General features: G+C 37.0%; 14 protein-coding genes, 1 other RNA gene and 1 pseudogene. 9 read left to right on the forward strand and 7 right to left on the reverse strand.

The window, feature by feature from the left end:
- Window positions 1–314: 314 nt before the first annotated feature.
- Complete coding sequence (locus tag ACSHW7_RS05680; protein WP_435678370.1) at window positions 315–3596, reverse strand: WD40/YVTN/BNR-like repeat-containing protein; 3282 nt, start codon at window positions 3594–3596, stop codon at window positions 315–317.
- A 217-nt stretch (window positions 3597–3813) separates the two neighbouring features.
- On the opposite strand from ACSHW7_RS05680, the gene pdxH reads away from it, so the two are divergent.
- The 4 genes from pdxH to ACSHW7_RS05700 are packed head-to-tail and all read left to right on the forward strand — an operon-like array spanning window position 3814 to window position 8045.
- Window positions 3814–4458, forward strand: coding sequence for a pyridoxamine 5'-phosphate oxidase (gene pdxH, locus ACSHW7_RS05685; RefSeq protein ID WP_435678371.1), 645 nt, complete (start codon window positions 3814–3816; stop codon window positions 4456–4458).
- A gap of 46 nt (window positions 4459–4504) precedes the next feature.
- Window positions 4505–4990, forward strand: a complete 486-nt coding sequence (locus tag ACSHW7_RS05690) for a SixA phosphatase family protein (RefSeq protein ID WP_435678372.1) — start codon at window positions 4505–4507, stop codon at window positions 4988–4990.
- Window positions 4991–5038: 48 nt separating this feature from the next.
- Window positions 5039–7132, forward strand: a complete 2094-nt coding sequence (gene ppk1 / locus ACSHW7_RS05695) for a polyphosphate kinase 1 (protein WP_435678373.1) — start codon at window positions 5039–5041, stop codon at window positions 7130–7132.
- Between the two features lies 1 nt (window position 7133).
- Complete coding sequence (locus tag ACSHW7_RS05700) at window positions 7134–8045, forward strand: Ppx/GppA phosphatase family protein (RefSeq protein WP_435678374.1); 912 nt, start codon at window positions 7134–7136, stop codon at window positions 8043–8045.
- Between the two features lie 29 nt (window positions 8046–8074).
- On the opposite strand, the gene ACSHW7_RS05705 is transcribed toward ACSHW7_RS05700, so the two are convergent.
- A complete protein-coding gene (locus ACSHW7_RS05705; protein WP_435678705.1) occupies window positions 8075–8656 on the reverse strand; it encodes a tRNA-(ms[2]io[6]A)-hydroxylase in 582 nt (193 codons plus the stop codon).
- A gap of 40 nt (window positions 8657–8696) precedes the next feature.
- Window positions 8697–10775 carry a DNA polymerase III subunit gamma/tau gene (gene dnaX / locus ACSHW7_RS05710; protein ID WP_435678375.1) on the reverse strand — a complete coding sequence of 693 codons (2079 nt, stop codon included), beginning with the start codon at window positions 10773–10775 and terminating at the stop codon, window positions 8697–8699.
- A gap of 174 nt (window positions 10776–10949) precedes the next feature.
- On the opposite strand from dnaX, the gene rnpB reads away from it, so the two are divergent.
- An RNA gene (gene rnpB / locus ACSHW7_RS05715) (RNase P RNA component class A) lies at window positions 10950–11268 on the forward strand.
- Here the strand turns inward: rnpB and ACSHW7_RS05720 are convergent.
- Genes ACSHW7_RS05720 through ACSHW7_RS05735 form a run of 4 tightly spaced genes read right to left on the reverse strand, consistent with a single transcriptional unit; the run spans window position 11266 to window position 13691 of the window.
- A complete protein-coding gene (locus tag ACSHW7_RS05720) occupies window positions 11266–11643 on the reverse strand; it encodes a hypothetical protein (protein WP_435678376.1) in 378 nt (125 codons plus the stop codon). The two genes, rnpB and ACSHW7_RS05720, sit on opposite strands and share 3 nt — an antisense overlap.
- Window positions 11644–11693: 50 nt before the next feature.
- Entirely contained in the window at window positions 11694–12230 is a 537-nt protein-coding gene (locus ACSHW7_RS05725; RefSeq protein ID WP_435678377.1) for an RsmD family RNA methyltransferase, read from the reverse strand.
- Window positions 12230–13042, reverse strand: a complete 813-nt coding sequence (locus ACSHW7_RS05730; protein ID WP_435678378.1) for a DUF3822 family protein — start codon at window positions 13040–13042, stop codon at window positions 12230–12232. The genes ACSHW7_RS05725 and ACSHW7_RS05730 overlap by 1 nt, the downstream gene beginning before the upstream one ends.
- A complete protein-coding gene (locus ACSHW7_RS05735) occupies window positions 13023–13691 on the reverse strand; it encodes a hypothetical protein (RefSeq protein WP_435678379.1) in 669 nt (222 codons plus the stop codon). Before ACSHW7_RS05735 ends, ACSHW7_RS05730 begins: the two co-directional genes overlap by 20 nt.
- Before the next feature lie 127 nt (window positions 13692–13818).
- Between ACSHW7_RS05735 and ACSHW7_RS05740 the strand changes: the two genes are divergently transcribed.
- From ACSHW7_RS05740 to ACSHW7_RS05755, 4 genes and pseudogenes are all read left to right on the forward strand, one after another.
- Complete coding sequence (locus tag ACSHW7_RS05740; protein ID WP_435678380.1) at window positions 13819–15249, forward strand: ATP-dependent DNA helicase; 1431 nt, start codon at window positions 13819–13821, stop codon at window positions 15247–15249.
- Window positions 15250–15335: 86 nt separating this feature from the next.
- Window positions 15336–16040 (forward strand): annotated as a pseudogene (gene kdsB / locus ACSHW7_RS05745) (3-deoxy-manno-octulosonate cytidylyltransferase); the annotation flags it as partial.
- A gap of 57 nt (window positions 16041–16097) precedes the next feature.
- Window positions 16098–17156: an iron-containing alcohol dehydrogenase family protein gene (locus ACSHW7_RS05750; RefSeq protein ID WP_435678706.1), complete on the forward strand. Its 1059-nt coding sequence runs from the start codon at window positions 16098–16100 to the stop codon at window positions 17154–17156.
- Window position 17157: 1 nt separating this feature from the next.
- Window positions 17158–17694, forward strand: a complete 537-nt coding sequence (locus ACSHW7_RS05755; RefSeq protein WP_435678381.1) for a 1-acyl-sn-glycerol-3-phosphate acyltransferase — start codon at window positions 17158–17160, stop codon at window positions 17692–17694.
- Window positions 17695–17709 lie beyond the last annotated feature (15 nt).

The following is a 17709-nucleotide window of genomic DNA, read 5'->3' on the forward strand; positions in this document are numbered from 1 at the left end:
ACCGAACTTACTAAGGATGAGCAATGTTATACGAATCTCGATGCGCTAAATTAATTACTTGCCGATACAGAAATTTGTTCATCGAAACTATTTTTTTTCATAATGGTGGCTAACGTATTAGAATATGCGATTTATAAATTATACACCGAAAATAAATCCTGTTATCGCTATAAATCAATGCGCAATTACGAAAATGAAAAATGATTATACATTAATGTTTTTCTAAAACGTAAAATGCACTTAAAATTTCCGAAGGACTCTTTTTCAGAAATTTTAAATGCATTTGTATTACAAAACCATCAAGAGTTTATACCCTATTTCTCTACATACGGTGCGCCGGCCGCTTTTAATTGGTTGTACATCCCTTCCAGTTTTTGTTGGATGGCATTCAATCTGTCCGTGGCGCTTGTCAATTGATTATTTATAATTTGCAACTGGTTTTTATGCGTATTGGTGGGACCATACGTAGAACGCTCAATACCTCTGTACACAGCAAAGAGTCTATCGCCCAAAAGAGGTGCCGTTTTTTCACCAATGGATAATTTTGCTGGATTTCCGTAGATATCAGTATTCAGTGTATTCAGGTCACTACGGATGGCGTTGAACTGAGTTTCCAAACTTCCGGGTGCGAGATTGGTTTTATTCGCGGCTTTTTCCATTACAGCCAATCGTTGTGCGGTCTTTTTCATTTCAATATTAAATGCTGAAATTTCTCGGCTTGCAGTTTCGTAGCTTCTCCAAAAATCTGCCGTAACCGAAGGACTCGAACCTTTTAGCGCTCCCTCATATAAAGGTTTTACATTAAATGAAATCGTTTCATCCAGTTTTTTAATAGTCCCGTTTTCTTGGAGATACATCGTCGCTTTATACGTTCCTGGAGGTGCCATCAATCCTTTTGGGGCGTCTTGGTTTTCCTCCATCGGTTCTTTTTCATCGAGCATGATGGGTTCTAGGGTTGGGTAACGCAAATCCCAAGCTACACGATTGATCCCAGCTTTTGGGGTGGTGGTCAATTTTCGTATTATTTCGCCACTGCTGTCTTCAATAGTAAAAATTAATTGGGGTTTTTCCATTAGACTTTCAGAAGATAAGGCATCATACCCAGGAAAGGGAACATCTGAATCTTTATAACTTTTTTCAGATTCTTTTCGTTTTGCTTCGGCAGTCTTTGGAGCTTCTTTTAAATAATAGGTAAATACAGCGCCAAAATCAGGATTGGGAGCAACAAAATGACTGTCGCCTTGACTTCCTTTACCGCTTTCAAAACCTAAATGAGGACGTTCCACATACCACCACGCATCGCGAGTAGAGAATAATTTTGCGTCTTGCTGTAAGGTTGAATTTGTCATTTCACGCAACGGCGTAATATCATCAAGAATATAAAAACCGCGACCAAACGAAGCACCCACAAGGTCATTTTCTCTTCGTTGAATGGTAATATCTCTAAATGAAATGGTAGGTACACCGCCCTCCAGTTTCGTCCATTGACCACCACCGTTGATGGTGAAATAAATTCCGAATTCAGTAGCAGCAAAAAGCAAGTCTTTTTTTACGTGGTCTTGCACCAATCGCCAAACCATAGTCCCTTGTGGAATATTACTGGAGATAGAACTCCACGTTTTTCCTTTGTTGGTACTCTTTAGTAAATAAGGGGCAAAGTCACCATATTTATGATTGTCAAGCGCTACATACACTGTATTGGCATCAAAAAGGTCTGCACGAATATCATTCACAAATGCAGTAGCTGGAACTCCAGGAAGTGAACCCACGGCTGTTTTGTTCCAGTTTTTGCCACCATTTTCTGTTACTTGAATGATGCCATCATCTGTACCTGCATATAATAATCCTTGTTGTTTTGGAGATTCGGCTAAAGAGGTAATCGTATTGTAATTGCTCATGGCGTAGACATCCCAAGCTTCATTATAGGATTGTTTTTTGCCCATTATTGGGAGTTCGATTCTGTTTTGATTCTTTGTCAAATCTCCCGAAATCGCTGTCCAATTATCACCCCGGTTTTCAGATTTCCAAACACGTTGCGAGGCAAAATAAATAGTAGTAGGAGCGTGGGGACTTACTAAAATAGGCGCATCCCAATTAAAACGCTCATAGGTTTCATTGGCACCGGGTTGTGGTTGAATATCAATAACTTCTCCTGTTTTCATATCCACTCTAGAAAGTGTTCCTTCTTGGCGCTCAGCATAAATAATGTCAGGGTTTCCAGGTTCGGTTGCAGTTTGATGACCATCCCAATTTAAGATTACCTTCCAATCGCTATTTTGTATTCCGTGCACATTATCAGTTCTTGAGGGGCCACCTTCAGAGCTATTATCTTGAGTTCCTCCATAAATATTATAGAAAGGTTTCGCGTCATCAACTGCCAATTTGTAGAATTGAGTAATCGGTAAGTTTTCAATGTATTTCCAGGTTTTTGTCAAATCAAAACTTTCATAGAGTCCGCCGTCACTTCCTACTAATAAATAGTCCGGGTCGTTTTGTCTAAAAGCAATCGCGTGATTGTCCCCGTGTTTATTCTTTTCATTCATGCGGTAAAAAGTCTTACCACCATCTTCTGAAATTTGCAAATTACTATCCATCAAATATAATCGCTCTTCGTGATGTGGTGACGAATATAACTCCTGATAATAATGAGGTCCCGTGGCACCTGTTACAGTATTTGATTGTTTCTGCCAAGAATTACCGCCATCATCACTGCGCCAAACTCCACCTGTTCTGCGCTCCAATTCAATAGCTGCATACAAGGTGTTTGGATTGAAGTGCGACATTGCAAGCCCTATTTTACCCATATTTTCTTTAGGGAGTCCATTCGTTAATTCTGTCCACGTTTCGCCACCATCCATACTTTTATGAAGTCCCGAGCCAGGGCCACCACCCATGTATGCTGCAACGGTGCGATGTCTATCCCAAGTAGCCGCGATAAGCATATCTGGATTTTCTGGGTTGAGAACGATTTCGGTTACACCAGTCCATTCATTGTTGCCTAATGTTTTATTCCAAGTTTTCCCACCGTCTGTGGTTTTGTAGAGTCCGCGGTCACCGCCTTTGTTCCATAAAGGTCCTTGCGATGCAACCCAAACCGTATTGCTATCATCCGGGTGAACAATAATTTTTGAAATATGTTGCGAATCTTTCAGCCCCATGTTTTCCCAAGTACTACCGCCATCCATACTTTTATATATGCCATCTCCATACGCAATGTGGCGTCCACCCACGTCTTCGCCCGTACCTACCCAAATTGTATTATGGTTAATAGGGTCAATGGTAACAGCACCAATGGCAAATGTGGGTTGGTCATCAAAAATAGGAGTCCAAGTGGTGCCAGAGTTCACAGTTTTCCAAACGCCTCCAGAAGCAACACCCACATACCAAGTATTTTCATTTTCGGGATGAATAGCAATGGCAGCAATGCGTCCGCTCATAAAAGCAGGGCCGATACTTCTTAATTTTAAACCATTAAATACGGTGTCTTTTGAGACAGCATGAACGTCGCTATTTTTATTTTTTTGTGCCGAAATTTGAAGGGTGCAAAATATGAGTAGTAAAAAAGAAGAGAGGTAGCGGAATTTATTTTTCATCATGCGAAAGTTTTTATTATTAGTATTCAGTCTTCTAAAAATACTGAATATTTACCGCAGATTTTGTTAAAAAGTTACAAGAAGTTGTTCAGATATAAATAATAAAGAATATGAAAACTTCATTCCTCGAAAATTAATACCACAACATTTAACCAAAATTTAAACACCCCTTATTTTAAACATCCTTTAAACTTTGTACCTTGCGATAAAGCTATTGTAGATGGATAAAAACTTGCATGACTATCGTAAATCTTATGAAAAAGGGACACTCAATTTAAACGAAGTGGATAAAAATCCTATGAAGCAATTTCAAGTTTGGTTTTCAAATGCTGAGTCTCAAAAAGCTGTGGAAGAGCTAAATGCAATGACACTTACAACGGCTTCCAAAGATGGAATGCCAAGGGGACGGGTGGTTTTGCTTAAAGAAGTTACAGAAGAAGGTTTTATTTTTTATACCAATTATTCTAGCGAAAAGGGACAAGCCATCGCTGAGAATAATCAAGTATGTATTTCATTTTTTTGGCCTGCATTGGAACAACAGATTATTATCAAAGGAACGGCGCAGAAAATTTCCGAAGAAAAATCAATAGCTTATTTCAATGAAAGGCCTCGTGCTAGCCAATTGGGTGCTTTGGTTTCCAACCAAAGTAGTACTATTGCGGATAGAAACACGCTGGAAGAAAAACTTTCGGCATTAGAAAAAGAATTTGAAAATAAAGAAATTCCCAAACCAAAAGACTGGGGAGGCTATTTAATAGTTCCTGTAGAGTTTGAGTTTTGGCAGGGTAGGGCAAGTAGATTGCACGACCGCATACAATATTCATTGACCAATGAAAAATGGATGACTAAAAGATTACAACCATAACTGGCATCCCGCACTCGCCGAGGGGTAGGTTAATTAACAAAGAAAAATGAAAACACTTTATCTTGCGAGACACGCAAAGTCTTCATGGAAACATGATGTAAATGACCATCAAAGACCGTTGAAAGGACGCGGAAGAAAAGACGGTGCTCTAGTAGCGGCGTATGTTGCCTCAAAAATGGAAGCACCACAAAAACTAATAACAAGCGATGCGGTGCGTGCACATAGTACGGCTTTGTATTTTAAAAATGCTTTTGGATTGGAAGATGCTTTGTTTGAAACCAATCATGATTTATATGATTTTAGTGGGCAACAGGTAATGACAGTAATCAAGGGGCTTGAGAATGATTTGGATTGTGTAATGCTTGTTGGGCATAATCATGCGTTAACTTCGATAGCAAATATGATAGGGAACAAACGGATTGAAAATGTAACGACGAGCGGTTTTGTAGCGATACAGTTTGATATTAATTCATGGAGTGATGTGGTTATAGGAAAGACTATTAAATCTGTATTTCCAAGAGATTTAAAATAAACGAGAGACAATACTAATAAAAAAATACCCGCCCTCGCGGGCAATTTAATGACTGAAAATATAGGGATAGAATCGAGCTTGCAAAATAGCTATTTTAATAGGGAGATGAGTTGGTTACAATTCAACGCGCGTGTATTGCAGGAGGCAGAAGATACAGCTACACCTTTAATTGAACGTTTACGGTTTATTGGAATTTTTTCTAACAATCTCGACGAATTTTTTAAAGTACGTTATGCCACTATTAAACGTATTGCTGAAGCTGGTAAAGGTGGGCGTAGTTATTTGGGTGGAATGTCAGCTTCTGAGTTGATGGAGGAAATCACTCAAACAGTCATCAGTCATCAAAAAGCGAGTTTAAATATTTTGAGCGACATTGAAGCTGAACTCGAAATAGAAAATATCTTTATTATTAATGAGACGGAAGTTTCAGAAACACATAAAGCATTTATTGCTAATTATTTTATCACAAAAGTTAGTCCTGCCCTTGTAACTATTATGATTGGGGAATTAGAGAAGTTTCCTTCTTTAAAAGATAGTGCCGCTTATTTAGCAGTAAAAATGGTCATGTCAAAAGAGGATGAGACCTTTAAGGCAAAAAATACTTACGCGCTTATTGAAATTCCTAAAAATGTAGACCGTTTTGTTGAGTTGCCAGCTGATGGAAATAAACAGTATATTATAATTTTGGATGATTTGATTCGATATTGCTTGAATAATATTTTCAGCATTTTTAAATATGATAGTATTTCGGCGCACATGATAAAAATTACACGGGATGCAGAGCTAGATATTGAAAGTGATTTAAGTAAAAGTTTTATTGATAAAATTTCAAAAAGTGTAAAAAATAGAAGCACGGGTGATCCCGTTCGTTTTGTTTATGACAAAGACATTGACAAAGAAACACTCAAGTTTTTGATGCATAAAATGGGTATAGACTCAACCGACAGCATCATTCCAGGTGGGCGTTACCACAATCGCCGCGATTATATGGGTTTTCCAAGTCTTGGTCGTGAAGATTTGCAATACGAGAAAATCACACCGTTACACATCCCAGGACTAAGCTTGCAAGGTAGTTTGTTGGATAAAATTGCGGTAAAGGATTATCTTTTGTATGCACCTTATCAAACATTTTCTTATGTTGTAAAATTCTTGAGAGAAGCGGCACTTGACCCAGCGGTAAAGACAATAAAGATTACTATTTATCGCCTAGCGGAAATTTCTCACATTGCAAGTTCGTTGATAAATGCAGCAAAAAACGGAAAGGAAGTTACCGTCCAGATTGAGTTGCAAGCGCGTTTTGACGAACAAGCAAATATTTATTATGCCGAACAAATGCAGGGTGAAGGTGTGAAGCTTATCTTTGGTGTTGCTGGACTAAAAGTACACAGCAAAGTCTGCCTTATTGAACGTGAAGAAAAGGGTAAAATAGTACGCTACGCATTTATTAGCACAGGAAATTTTAACGAATCCACAGCAAGGATATACACAGATTACACACTATTTACGGCAAATCAAAAAATAGGAAAAGAGCTCAATAAAGTGTTCGATTTCTTTGAAGTCAATTATAAAATTAAAAAATACCGTCATTTAATCGTTTCGCCGCACTATACTCGAAATGCGCTTTATTCTTTGATTGAGACCGAAATTTTAAACAATATTAAAGGTAAACCAAGTGGAATAAAACTGAAACTCAACAGCTTGTCAGACTACAAAATGATTGACCGTTTGTACGCAGCGAGTAGAGCAGGGGTGAAAATTAAATTGATTGTTCGGGGAATTTGTTGTTTAATTCCTGGTGTTAAAGAAATGAGTGAAAATATTGAAGTGATTAGTATCGTTGATAAATTCTTGGAGCATCCGCGATTGTTTATTTTTGAGAATGGCGGAAACAGGAAACTTTTTATATCCTCTGCAGATTTTATGGGGCGTAACCTCGACAATAGAGTTGAAATTACGTGTCCCATCTACGATGAGAGTATTAAAAATGAAATTAACGAAACATTTGAAATTTGCTGGAGTGATAATGTGAAAGCTCGAGTTATTAATCCAAAACAAGATAACGCCTACAGAAAAAATGATTTGCCAAAGGTGCGTTCGCAGTTTGCGTTGTACGAGTATTATAAAAATAAATTAGAAGCATAGCGTGTTAAGAATAGAAAAATTTGCTGCAGTCGATATTGGTTCAAATGCCATCCGTCTTTTAATTGCTACGGTAATTGAAAAGGAAGGCTTTCCCCCACAATTTAAAAAGACATCCTTAGTCCGAGTTCCTATTAGACTTGGTGCCGATGTTTTTTTGCAGGGCAGTATTTCCGAAGAAAATTATTTGCGAATGCTTGATGCGATGACTGCATTTAGTTTATTAATGAAAAACCACAAAGTAGTTGCCTATAGAGCGTGTGCAACTTCGGCGATGCGGGAGTCGAAAAACGGACCTGAAATTGCCAAAAAAATTTTAAAAGAGACTGGAATTGATATTCATATTATTGACGGAAATGATGAGGCGGCTATTATCGCTTCCACAGATTTAAAGGAACTTATTCAAGATAATAAAGTATTTCTATATGTGGATGTGGGTGGTGGAAGTACTGAGTTTACTGTATTTGCAAAAGGGAAAAGTGTTGTTTCAAAGTCCTTTCAATTGGGAACGGTGCGTATCATTAATGATATGATTAGAGACACTATTTGGGATGAAGTGAAAGAATGGGTTTTAACCAATACCAAAGAATATAATAAAGTAGAGGTAATAGGTAGTGGTGGAAATATTAATAGTATTTATAGATACAGTGAGAAGAAAGTTGGCAAGCCTTTGAGTTATTTCTTTTTGGCTAATTTCTATGAAAAAGTAAAAGACTTAACGTATCACGAACGTATTTTCGATTTACAAATGAACCCAGATAGAGCAGATGTAATTGTTCCAGCAACAAGAATATATCTCTCCGCAATGAAGTGGAGCAAAGCAAAAAATATTTACGTCCCTAAAATTGGACTTGCTGATGGAATTGTGAAGCAGTTATATAATGAGAGAAAAGCAGCTTCTCTGGAAGTGAAGTAGGTAAGTTTATTTTTCGCCTTCAGCTCTATTTATCCATGAATACTCTCACCAGTGCTCAACTCTTTCATAACTTCGGCTTCATAGGCTAGCAGCGATTTCCATTTTTCGTCCACTTCTTTTCGGTCGCCGTATTGTCTTGCAAATCCTAAAAACATAGTATAGTGCCCTGCTTCGCTGACCATTAATTTGTAATAAAACTCAGCCAACTCTTTATCTTCCAATTGTTCGCTCAATAATCTAAAACGCTCGCAACTTCTTGCTTCAATAAGAGCAGCAATTAATAATCTGTGAACCAATTGTGTGGTTCGGCTTCCACCTTTTGGAAAGAACTTCAACAATGCGATGACATATTCATCTTTGCGATCGCGACCCATGACCCAACCTCTCTCAACAATTTTATCGTGAACTAACTTAAAATGGCTTATTTCCTCTTTTACAAGTGCCACCATTTCCTGTACAAGTTCTGTATATTCTGGAAATGAAACAATTAAAGAAATAGCCGTTGAAGTTGCTTTTTGCTCACAGTAAGCATGATCTGTTAAAATTTCCTCTATATTTTTCTCAACGATATTTACCCATCGTGGATCCGTGGGTAATTTTAAACCTAACATTTTTATAGGGTCTGTTTGAGGTATTGCCATTTTTTAAAAATTAAATATCAAGGTCAAAATGCTTTCTAAGTTCATCAATCAAAGGATTTTTCTCTTTTAATTTTTGGTACTTCTCAATAGGCGTGTAGGCATATTTTTTTACTTCGGTTTCATTAACGTCGATGACAAGATCAACATCATAATTCTTCAAGTTTTGACGTAAATAACCTAATAAATCATACTTCTCGCGTTCCACTTCAGTTTTAATGGTGTTGTTGGGGAAGGTAAGATGTATCATGCCATCTTCCAGCCTAGGCACATTCATTGACAAATGAGAAAGAAGATTAAATTTCCCTTGATTCTTTATAATTTCTGTGAACTCGTTCCATGCTTTTATCATCGCTTCCTCTGTAAAATCTTCGGTGGGAAGATTTTCTTGGTCTGGAGCGTTCGCCACAAAAGCCTCTTTGAGTTCATATTTTTTTTGAATACTCTTAATAGATAACGCCGAAACTTTTTTAGCATTTCGCTCTGGAAGCCCACTAGGTCTTTTGATTTCATTTTTTGACGTTGTCAAAGGAGTTTTTGATAACGCATCATTTTCATCATCCCTTGAATCATCATCGTCATCGCCGTTAAGTAAATCTTCCGAAGGCTCAAATAGCACATTTTCATCCATAGTGCCGCTATCTTTGACCGATTCCACAATATGCGGATTGCTTGGCGCTGGCTGGATTTCCATTTCCAACAATGGTTCACTATTGTTATTGAGCGACGCTAATGCTTCGGTTTCTTCATCAATTGCTTCAGTTTCTTCTGAAATTTGAGAAATTTTATCTTCTTCTATTTCTGAAATATGCGATGTTATTTTTTTTTCATCTGTTTCTTCCGAAACTGCCTGTTGCTGATTAGGAATGTTAGTTGCATTAACGGTAATTTTATTCGTTAATGTTTCCGAAGTCACTTTTGGACCTATCATAACATCTTCCTTTTTAGGAGGAATTACGTTTGCAAAATGGGAGGGAGGGAGTACAAATCGATTACCACGCTCCTGTGCTAAACTATTGAAGTTTTTTTTTTCGCCCTTGGCAGTAAGTGATGCCAATTGCAATAAACAAAGCTCAACGAGTAAGCGCTGATTTCGGCTTGTTTTGTATCGCAAATCACAACTATTTGCGATTTCAATGGCATCCATTAAAAAATTATGCTCAGTCTTCTGAGATTGCTCAAAATACATAGTTTTTACTTGTTCACCCACTTCAAGCAATGCAATAGTAGCTTGATTTTGGCACACTAATAAATCTCTAAAATGCGATGCCAGCCCCATGATAAAGTGATGCCCATCAAAACCTTTGGCCAGAATTTCATTATATGCCAGCAAAACATTTGGAATATTATTTTCCAAAAGTAAGTCCGTAATACTGAAATAATAGGTGTAATCTAAAACGTTTAGATTTTCTGTTACGGCTTCTCTCGTTAAATTTTTACCCGCAAAACTAACCACTCTGTCAAAGATAGAAAGTGCGTCACGTAATGCTCCGTCTGCTTTTTGTGCGATGACGTGCAGTGCATCATCGTCTGCAATGATATTTTCTTGTTGAGCGACATCCGCAAGGTGGCCTTTTATGTCTTGGACGGTGATACGTCTAAAGTCAAAAATTTGGCAACGGGATAAAATCGTTGGAATTATTTTATGTTTTTCCGTAGTCGCTAGGATAAATATGGCATGTTTGGGAGGCTCCTCAAGTGTTTTTAGAAACGCATTAAAGGCTGCCGAAGACAACATGTGTACCTCATCAATAATATACACTTTGTATTTTCCCACTTGTGGCGGGATACGCACTTGGTCAATCAAGTTGCGAATATCGTCAACCGAGTTGTTTGAAGCCGCATCCAACTCAAAAATATTAAATGCAAAATCTTCGTCTTTTTGCTCGGTAGCATCTTGATTTATTTTTTTTGCGAGAATACGTGCACAAGTTGTTTTCCCCACACCACGTGGTCCTGTAAATAAAAGTGCCTGTGCGAGGTGGTTGTTTTCTATGGCATTTTCTAACGTATTTGTAATTGCCTGTTGCCCTACAACGTCTTTAAAAACGGCGGGTCTGTACTTTCGAGCTGATACAATAAATGGTTCCATAGTAGGGTAACAAATATAGGATTGTTGTGTTGTTTTCTGAAAATTGTGCGCTAGTAATTTTCTTTATTTATTAACATTGCCAAGCATTACTATTTGTTTTTCTCCACTTCGGAAATTTTATATTGTTTAATATTTCGGAAGCACTTAAAAAGGTTTTTTTGGTGTACTTTCGCAGTAGCAGGCCGCCTTATCGTCACGCTATTTGCGTGAAGGAAAGTCCGGGCACCAAAGGGAAGCATAGCGGCTAATGGCCGTCGTCACGTATAGCGTGATAGGACAAGTGCAGCAGAAAGAATGTACAGGTAATGCTGTAGTGAAACCAGGTAAACTCTATGCGGTGAAATGCCACGTAAACTGGCGCTTAAGGGTTCCCGCCCAATGCCAGAGGGTAGGCAGATAGAGCTTTGCAGTAATGTAACGTGTAGATAAATGATAAGGAATTTCTAGCATAAGCTAGATTGAACAGAACCCGGCTTATAGGCCTGCTTTTTTAAGAAATTATTTTTTCAACCCAATTTTTACTGCTTTCAATATCAAAGAATATTTCCATAGGTCTTTGATAGAATTTTTTTTCAAATTTTGCAATTGCAGCACTTGATTCATTGCGGCAACAAATTGCTATTCCTCTTAAATTGGGAAAATCTGATGGTTGAAGATAGCACGTAGGATTTACAGTATAATCAAATTCTCTGTTAGCGATGTAGCCAAAAGGCCTATTTGGAAAATAGTTGTCAAAAATTTCATAGAAGGTATGTAGATGCTGTTTTTCAAAAACAACACCTTCTTTAATTGTTGAAATTAAAAATTTGTCGTAAAGTTCTATTTGGACAAAATCCAAATTTATTTTCTTGCGGAGTGGGGATTCCATGAGGATAGAGGTTTAATGATGTTAGGTTCTTCTAAAGTACTTAATTTATTTCACTTGTCAAAGAAACTGAACATCGAAGATCCGTATTTTCTTGCTTCATTGAAACCATTGCTCTTTGATAAGTCAGTGTGCTTACTATGTTCAATAATGAGAAACCCATCAGATTTTAACAGCCCTTTTTCAAATACGGTATCAATGATCTTGTTTAGTTTTTCCAAATCAAAATCATAGGGCGGGTCTGCAAAAATGACATCATAAGATTCGCGAGTTGTTTCTAGGTACTTATATACATCAGCTTTAGCAGTTTGAATTTTGAAGTCTAGTTGTTTTGTAGTTTCGGCAATGTATTTTACACAACCGTAATGGGCATCTACGGCGGTAATATGTTCACATCCGCGTGAAGCAAATTCATAACTAATATTTCCGGTTCCCGAAAATAAGTCCAGCATACTCACTTCGCTAAACGAAATACGATGATTGAGAATGTTGAAAAGCGCTTCTTTTGCAAAATCGGTTGTGGGTCTTACAGGTAAATTTTTAGGTGCTGTAAGTCGCTTTCCTTTGTGTGAGCCAGATATAATGCGCATTAATGTAAGCTTTTAAGTAAGAGGTGGCGATGATCCGGTTGGCCATTTATATAGATTTTAGATTTTGATTCGGCAAATTTTATGTTGCGTATGTACGTGTACATTTGTTGAAAATTGGCATCTTCTTCTGAAATATAACCACTTAAAGTAATGTGTGTTTCATTTGGATTGAGTGCCAATTGTTCAAAACAAAAAAGGATGTAATAAATAAAATCTTCTGAAGTTTTAAAACTGAATGTATTGCACAATTCTAATTTTCCATTTTTAGAGATGATACAAGTAAAAGTATCATGTTGCACATCAACGTGTACATTTGTGCTTGCTGAAAATTTTTCAGTATCCAAAACGTGTTTTAAAAACAGTGTAGTCGCGTGGTAATATTCAAAACTACCAAAGGTCTCAAAAAAGTAATTACTAATATTAACATAAGGCACATAAACAACTACTGCATCATGATTCTCGAGCGTGTCGTTAGCAATATAATCGGTCATCAATATTTTTGAATTGAATTTGAGGTACTCAACAGCTTTGGTTTCGTCAAATAAGGGAGCAGGGACAACTGTAGAAATATCGTTATGGTAAATGATATGAACTTCAGAAATATTTGTCGATAGTACTTCGGCAGTATCTATTTCTTTTTGAATTTCTTCCAATGCTTCTCTAGTGGAGAGGAATCTTTTATAATTCATTTCAGAAAAAAAAATAACACTATTTGTAACGATAGATGTCACCAAAAAAGAATGTCCGGTCAATGAAACTTGAACGGACAGTCTATTATTATGTAATATGTTGTTATTCTTTAACTGTGTCATATAATTTAGGCCAGTTACCAGATGTGTCAACGTTATCTAAAGAACCCACTTTAATCGTAGGTCCATTAACGCCTTCAACAGATACAACTTGCTTTTCTTGTTGTAATAAATCTTTATCCATGTCGTGTAAGACAACATCTTTTTCAACTTTAGCTTCGAACGCTGCGTATTTAATATCGTTCTTCATAACGCTACCTGCTTTCATTTCAAAATTTTTATCAACGCCTTTAACAGGAACTTTCATCATCGTTTTGTAACGGTCAGAATTTTTGAAAAGGGAATCTTTAACAGGAGTATATCCAAGTGTGTCAATAATAACGTCTTCAAGAATATAACCACCTGTCAATGGGTCAAGACCAAACGCTTTGTTCTTTTTTTGGTCTGCATAACTTGTATCTCTTCTTTGTATGTTTGCAAATTGCCCAACCTCGATAAAGCTAACTAGAGAGTCAAAACTTCCAGTAAATTTGCCATTTATTTCTTTGTAGGCTAATTGAGAAGCCTGAATATCCTTTAAATTTTTAATGACCTTTGCATAACGTGCATCTCTTTCCTCGTTAAATTTAACGGGACCTATAATAGAGTTGTATAATTGATATCCAAGAAATGCGATTAAAGCCAAAAGAACAACCTGTAAGATTATTTTCATTATATAGTACCTTTTAAATTTTTTATTCAGTTAATGGTCTCTCGCAAATCTACAATTTTTTTTTGTTCGTAAAACTATATTCTTAAAAAATCAACGCATCTTTAACCCCGCTAACGTACTTCAATCTATGGATGTTTCACATTTTTACAGCTTACTCAAAAGCGATTTTCCACATACTACTACTGCAAAACAAGACATTGCGCTCCAACTTTTAGCAAAATTTGTGTTGAGTGAAGCAAAAAATGAGGTCTTCTTACTTAAAGGATATGCAGGTACGGGAAAAACAACCACTACAGGAACATTGGTAAAAAATTTATGGAAAGCAAAAATGAGTGCCGTGCTATTGGCACCAACAGGTAGAGCAGCAAAAGTGATAAGTAATTATGCCAATCAAGAAGCATTTACAATCCATAAAAAAATATATTATCCAAAAGCAAAAAAAGGCGGGGGCGTTAGTTTTACATTACAAAAAAACAAACATCGTAACGCCATCTTTATGGTAGATGAGGCATCAATGATTCCAGATATCAATCAAGATGCAAAGCTTTTTGAAAATGGTTCGTTATTGCAAGATTTAATGGAGTTTGTTCACAGCGGACACAATTGTAAATTACTTTTAATAGGGGATACGGCACAATTACCGCCTGTGAAGTTAGATGTGAGTCCTGCTTTAGATAGGAGAACGCTGGAAGATTCATTTAATAAAAAAGTGATTGAAATTGAGCTTGACGATGTGGTGCGCCAAAAACTAGATAGTGGTATTTTAGTCAATGCTACGCGATTGCGGGAAACTTTAAATGAAGGAATTTTTGATAGCTTTAAATTTAGTGGATTACAATTTCCAGATGTCATTCAGCCGGAAGACGGAATGGCAATAATGGATGCGCTTCAAGAACATTATAATGACGACGGAAATGATGATACTGTATTAATCGTGCGTTCCAACAAACGGGCAAACCTTTACAACCAAAGCATTAGAACCCGAATTTTATTCCAAGAGGATGAACTTTCAACAGGCGACCGATTGATGGTCGTTAAAAATAATTACCACTGGGTTTCCAGTGAAAGCGATGCCGGATTCATTGCCAATGGAGATATCGTTGAAGTACTGGAGATTTTTAGATTTGTGGAATTGTATGGTTTCCGCTTTGCGGAAGTAAAAGTACAAATGGCAGATTACCCAAGAATGAAAGCTTTTGAAACGGTACTTTTATTAGACACACTTACCTCCGAAACTCCTTCTTTGACCTACGATGAGTCAAACAAACTATATCAAGAGGTAATGAAAGATTATGAAGATGAAACTTCAAAATACAAAAAATTCTTAGCGGTAAAGAAAAACCGTTACTTTAATGCTTTGCAAGTCAAGTTTTCATATGCGATTACTTGTCACAAAAGCCAAGGGGGACAATGGGCAAATGTGTTTGTGGAACAACCTTATTTGCCAAACGGAATTGATAAAGATTATTTGAGATGGCTGTACACCGCCATTACAAGAGCGCAGGACAAGTTATATTTAATCGGTTTTAAGGAAGACTTTTTTGAGGAAGTTGGTTAATTTTACCTTGTCGATATATTAAAAAAGAGGCTTTATTGCTTCGGAAATATTAAATAAACAGAAAAATAGATTTGAAAATAATAGCAATGATTCCGGCACGTTATGCCGCTTCTCGATTTCCCGGAAAATTAATGCAAAACCTGGGAGGTCTCCCAGTGATTATTAGGACCTACGATGCAACAGTCGCTACAAAACTTTTTGACGATGTTTTTGTAGTGACCGATAGCGATATCATCTACAAAGAAATCATTAATCACGGTGGAAAAGTCATCATGAGCATCAAAGAACACGAGTGCGGAAGTGACCGTATAGCTGAGGCTGTTGAAAATATGGACATTGATATCGTTGTTAACGTTCAAGGCGATGAGCCATTTACAAATAGGGAGGCGCTTGTGCAGGTACTTGAAGTATTTAAAGGAGCAGATGCAGATAAAATTGATTTGGCATCTTTGATGACCGAAATCCACGACTGGAAAGAAATTAGCGACCCCAATTGTGTAAAAGTGATTGTCGATAAACAAAATTTCGCACAGTATTTTTCCCGTTCGCCCATACCGTATCCTCGTGATAAAAACGCCGCGGTGCAATATTACAAGCACAAAGGGATTTATGCATTTAGAAAACAAGCTATTTTGGATTTCTACAAATTACCCATGGGGAAATTGGAAGCCGCCGAAAAAATTGAATGTATTCGGTATTTGGAATATGGAAAGAATATAAAAATGGCAGTAACAAATGTGCAAGGCGTAGAGATTGATACTCCCGAAGACCTTGTGAAAGCCAACAAATTACTTTTAAAGGAAGCCAAAACAGCACAAACAAAAACAACTGGATTTAAAAATTTCCCGATGGTACCAAAAGTGGTTTTTGGAAAAGGAAGTTTTGAGCAGTTGGCCGAAATTATCAAACCACAACGAAAAACCAAAGCACCTTTTGTCTTTATTGTTGATGATGTATTTAAAGACAACGCTGCGATAATAAATAATATTCCTTTAAATTTTAATGATAAGATTATTTACGTTTCGGCAGACGAAGAACCTAAAACTAAACAAATTGACGAAATAGTTACCGACTTAAAATCAGAATTTAACTACACACCTTCCGGTATTATAGGTATTGGTGGCGGAAGTATTTTGGATGTGGCAAAAGCAGTTTCCATTATGTTGACAAATCCAGGAAATGCGAGAGATTACCAAGGCTGGGATTTGGTAAAGAAAAAGGCGGTTTATCACGTGGGAATACCCACCATTTCAGGAACAGGGTCCGAAGTTTCCAGAACCACGGTGCTCACTGGCCCGACTAAAAAGTTAGGTATCAATAGTGATTTTACCCCTTTTGACCAAGTAATTCTTGACCCAGATCTGACTATTGGTGTACCTAAAGACCAATGGTTTTATACCGGGATGGATTGTTTTATCCATTGTGTGGAATCTTTGAATGGCACATTTTTAAATGCATTTTCACAGAGTTACGGGGAGAAAGCGTATGATTTGTGTAAAGAAATTTTTGTTGAGAATAAAATTTCAGAAGAAGAAAAAAGAGCCAAATTAATGATGGCTTCCTGGCACGGAGGTATGAGTATAGCATATTCTCAAGTGGGCATCGCGCATGCCATGAGTTATGGTTTATCGTATGTGTTGGGTACCAAACACGGAATAGGAAATTGCATTGTATTCAATCATTTAGAGAAATATTACGGTGAAGATGTTGTTTTATTTAAAGAAATGGTAGAACGATTCAATATTACCATTCCTAAAAATGTATGCGGAAATCTCTCCGAAATTCAAATGAATACCATGATTGATGTTGCTTTAGGTTTAGTACCTCTTTGGGAAAACGCACTTGGAGAAAACTGGCAGTCAATTATGACTAGAAATGTTTTGAAGGATTTGTATTTAAAAATGTAAAATGGGAGTTGCAACACTAATTTATAAAAACATACTCGGCTGGAAAATAAATGGTGACTTCGACCGAAGCATTAAAAAGTCGGTTTTAATCGTAGCGCCACATACAAGTTTTTTTGATTTTATTCTTTCGGTATTGGCGCGTCGTATTTTGAATATTGAAATCAACTTTGTTGGAAAGAAAGAGTTATTTAAACCCCCAATGGGGTGGTATTTTAGATGGATGGGCGGCGCTCCTTTAAATAGAGGTAAGAATGAAAATAAAGTACAAGCTATCGCAAATGTTATTAAAAGCAAAAAAGAATTTAGATTAGCCATCGCCCCCGAAGGAACTCGAACAAAAGTGGAAGCTTGGAAAACGGGTTATTATTATATAGCGTTAGCAGCAGATGTTCCTATAATTCCTGTGAGTTTGGATTATCCGATTAAAACTATGACTATAGGAGACGCATTTTATCCCACTGGCGATATCACCAAAGACGAAATTGAACTTCGGAAATTTTTCAAAGGAGTTGTTGGAAAAGTAGCTGAATGGAGCTAATCTTCAACGACAGTC

Origin of the sequence: Patiriisocius sp., from assembly GCF_051252435.1 — a bacterium.
Classification (GTDB): domain Bacteria; phylum Bacteroidota; class Bacteroidia; order Flavobacteriales; family Flavobacteriaceae; genus Patiriisocius.

Coding starts and splice junctions, on each gene's coding strand:
- ACSHW7_RS05750 (WP_435678706.1), top strand. CDS start 16,098: ATGGTACCAAAAGTGGTTTTTGGAAAAGGAAGTTTTGAGCAGTTGGCC.
- ACSHW7_RS05755 (WP_435678381.1), top strand. CDS start 17,158: ATGGGAGTTGCAACACTAATTTATAAAAACATACTCGGCTGGAAAATA.
- ACSHW7_RS05680 (WP_435678370.1), bottom strand. CDS start 3,596: ATGATGAAAAATAAATTCCGCTACCTCTCTTCTTTTTTACTACTCATA.
- ACSHW7_RS05725 (WP_435678377.1), bottom strand. CDS start 12,230: ATGCGCATTATATCTGGCTCACACAAAGGAAAGCGACTTACAGCACCT.
- pdxH (WP_435678371.1), top strand. CDS start 3,814: ATGGATAAAAACTTGCATGACTATCGTAAATCTTATGAAAAAGGGACA.
- dnaX (WP_435678375.1), bottom strand. CDS start 10,775: ATGGAACCATTTATTGTATCAGCTCGAAAGTACAGACCCGCCGTTTTT.
- ppk1 (WP_435678373.1), top strand. CDS start 5,039: ATGACTGAAAATATAGGGATAGAATCGAGCTTGCAAAATAGCTATTTT.
- ACSHW7_RS05730 (WP_435678378.1), bottom strand. CDS start 13,042: ATGACACAGTTAAAGAATAACAACATATTACATAATAATAGACTGTCC.
- ACSHW7_RS05720 (WP_435678376.1), bottom strand. CDS start 11,643: ATGGAATCCCCACTCCGCAAGAAAATAAATTTGGATTTTGTCCAAATA.
- ACSHW7_RS05735 (WP_435678379.1), bottom strand. CDS start 13,691: ATGAAAATAATCTTACAGGTTGTTCTTTTGGCTTTAATCGCATTTCTT.
- ACSHW7_RS05690 (WP_435678372.1), top strand. CDS start 4,505: ATGAAAACACTTTATCTTGCGAGACACGCAAAGTCTTCATGGAAACAT.
- ACSHW7_RS05705 (WP_435678705.1), bottom strand. CDS start 8,656: ATGTTAGGTTTAAAATTACCCACGGATCCACGATGGGTAAATATCGTT.
- ACSHW7_RS05740 (WP_435678380.1), top strand. CDS start 13,819: ATGGATGTTTCACATTTTTACAGCTTACTCAAAAGCGATTTTCCACAT.